Here is a 2446-nt window from a genome sequence, read left to right on the forward strand (position 1 = left end):
GACATCGCGTATGCGCCCGTCGAGTTCAAGGACAAGTCCGGCCAGACGGCGGGCATCGACCCCGACCTCGCGGCCGCCATGGGCAAGCAGCTCGGTGTGAAGTTCGAGTTCCAGAACGGCACGTTCGACACCCTCATCACGGGTCTGCGCTCCAAGCGCTACGACATCGCGATGTCGGCCATGACGGACACCAAGGACCGGCAGAACGGTGTCGACTCCGACACCGGCAAGAAGGTCGGCGAGGGCGTCGACTTCGTGGACTACTTCAACGCCGGCGTCTCGATCTACACGCCGAAGGGCAAGACCCAGGGCATCAAGACCTGGTCCGACCTGTGCGGCAAGAAGGTCGTCGTCCAGCGCGGCACGGTCTCCCACGACCTGGCGAAGGCCGAGGCGAAGAAGTGCCCGGGCGGCAAGACGATCTCCATCGAGGCCTTCGACAACGACCAGCAGGCCCAGACCCGGCTGCGCTCCGGTGGCGCCGACGCCGGTTCGTCCGACTTCCCGGTCGCCGCGTACGCGGTGAAGACCTCGGGCGGCGGCAAGGACTTCGAGATCGTCGGTGACCAGGTCGAGGCCGCCCCGTACGGCATCGCCGTCGCCAAGGGCAACGACCAGCTGCGTGACGCCCTCAAGGCCGCGCTGGACGCCCTCGTCAAGAACGGCGAGTACGACAAGATCATCGCCAAGTGGGGCGTCGAGGCCGGCGCCGTCAAGGAAGCCACCGTCAACGGCGGCAAGTGACCGCGCCCCTCTCGTCACCCAGCCGTTTGAAAGGCATCACCCGTGTCTGTTGACATCGACAAGACGGACGGGCCCGAGGACGTCCCGCCCCCCAAGGCGGGACCCGAGGCCATCAGGGCCATCCCCGTCCGGCACTACGGCCGCTACGTGGCCGCTGTCGTCGCGATCGCCGTCCTCGCCGCGATCGTCTACGCGTTCGCCCAGGGCAAGATCAACTGGGGTGCGATCCCGGACTACTTCTTCGACGACCGCATCCTCAAGGGCGTCGGCCAGACACTGCTGCTGACCGCGATCTCCATGGTGATCGGCGTGGTCGGCGGCGTCCTGCTCGCCGTCATGCGCCTGTCGAAGAACCCCGTGACCTCGTCGATCGCGTGGTTCTACATCTGGTTCTTCCGCGGCACCCCGGTTCTCGTCCAGCTGGCCGTCTGGTTCAACCTCGGCCTGGTCTTCGAGTACATCAACCTCGGTCCGATCTACAAGGACTACTGGTCCTCCTTCATGACGCCGTTCCTGACGGCGCTGCTCGGACTCGGCCTGAACGAGGCCGCGTACATGGCGGAGATCTGCCGCGCCGGCCTGCTCTCGGTCGACGAGGGCCAGACGGAGGCCTCACACGCCCTCGGCATGAGCCACGCCAAGACCCTGCGCCGGATCGTGATCCCGCAGGCGATGCGCGTGATCGTGCCGCCCACGGGCAACGAGGTCATCAACATGCTGAAGACCACCTCGCTGGTCTCAGCCGTGCAGTACTACGAACTACTGAAGTACGCCCAGGACATCGGCCAGACCTCCGGCTCCCCGGTGGAGATGCTCTTCCTGGCCGCCGCCTGGTACCTGATCATGACGTCCATCCTGAGCGTCGGCCAGTACTACCTGGAGCGCTACTACGCCCGCGGCTCCAGCCGCTCGCTGCCCGATACACCGTTCCAGAAGATCCGGGCCAACCTGTTGTCGCTCAGCCGGGCGAAGGGATCCGCGTGATGACCACCAACGCCATGGTGAAGTCCGAAGGCGTCCACAAGTCCTTCGGCAACGTCGAGGTCCTCAAGGGCATCGACCTGGAGGTCAAGGAGGGCGAGGTCTTCTGCCTCATCGGCCCCTCCGGCTCCGGCAAGTCGACGTTCCTGCGGTGCATCAACCACCTGGAGAAGATCAACGCCGGCCGGCTCTACGTCGACGGCGAACTGGTCGGCTACCGGCAGAAGGGCGACAAACTCTACGAGCTGAAGGACAGCGAGGTCGCGCTCAAGCGCCGGGACATCGGCATGGTGTTCCAGCGCTTCAACCTCTTCCCGCACCTGACGGCCGTGGAGAACGTCATGGAGGCGCCGGTCCAGGTCAAGCGCCAGTCCCGGACCCAGGCACGCCAGCGGGCCAACGAGCTCCTGGAGCGCGTGGGCCTCGCCGACAAGGCGGGGAACTACCCCTCGCAGCTCTCCGGCGGCCAGCAGCAGCGCGTCGCCATCGCCCGCGCGCTGGCGATGGACCCGAAGCTGATGCTCTTCGACGAGCCGACCTCGGCCCTCGACCCCGAACTCGTCGGCGACGTCCTCGACGTCATGCGTGACCTCGCCGAGTCCGGCATGACGATGATCGTCGTGACGCACGAGATGGGCTTCGCACGCGAGGTCGGCGACAGCCTCGTCTTCATGGACGGCGGTGTCGTCGTCGAATCGGGCAACCCGCGCGACGTCCTGAC

General features: G+C 66.4%; 3 protein-coding genes. All 3 read left to right on the top strand.

Annotation, left to right across the window (positions count from 1 at the left end; all coding sequences use genetic code 11):
- The coding region (locus tag ACIPWY_RS40260) for an ABC transporter substrate-binding protein (protein ID WP_401537089.1) at positions 1–744 on the top strand (744 nt) is incomplete at its 5' end.
- A gap of 42 nt (positions 745–786) precedes the next feature.
- Positions 787–1728 (top strand): amino acid ABC transporter permease, encoded by a 942-nt coding sequence (locus ACIPWY_RS40265; RefSeq protein WP_383883313.1) that lies wholly within the window; start codon positions 787–789, stop codon positions 1726–1728.
- Positions 1728–2446: amino acid ABC transporter ATP-binding protein (locus tag ACIPWY_RS40270; protein WP_401537092.1), on the top strand; the 719-nt coding region annotated here is incomplete at its 3' end. The genes ACIPWY_RS40265 and ACIPWY_RS40270, both read left to right, overlap by 1 nt.

Source organism: Streptomyces sp. NPDC090032 (assembly GCF_044748025.1).
Lineage (GTDB): Bacteria > Actinomycetota > Actinomycetes > Streptomycetales > Streptomycetaceae > Streptomyces.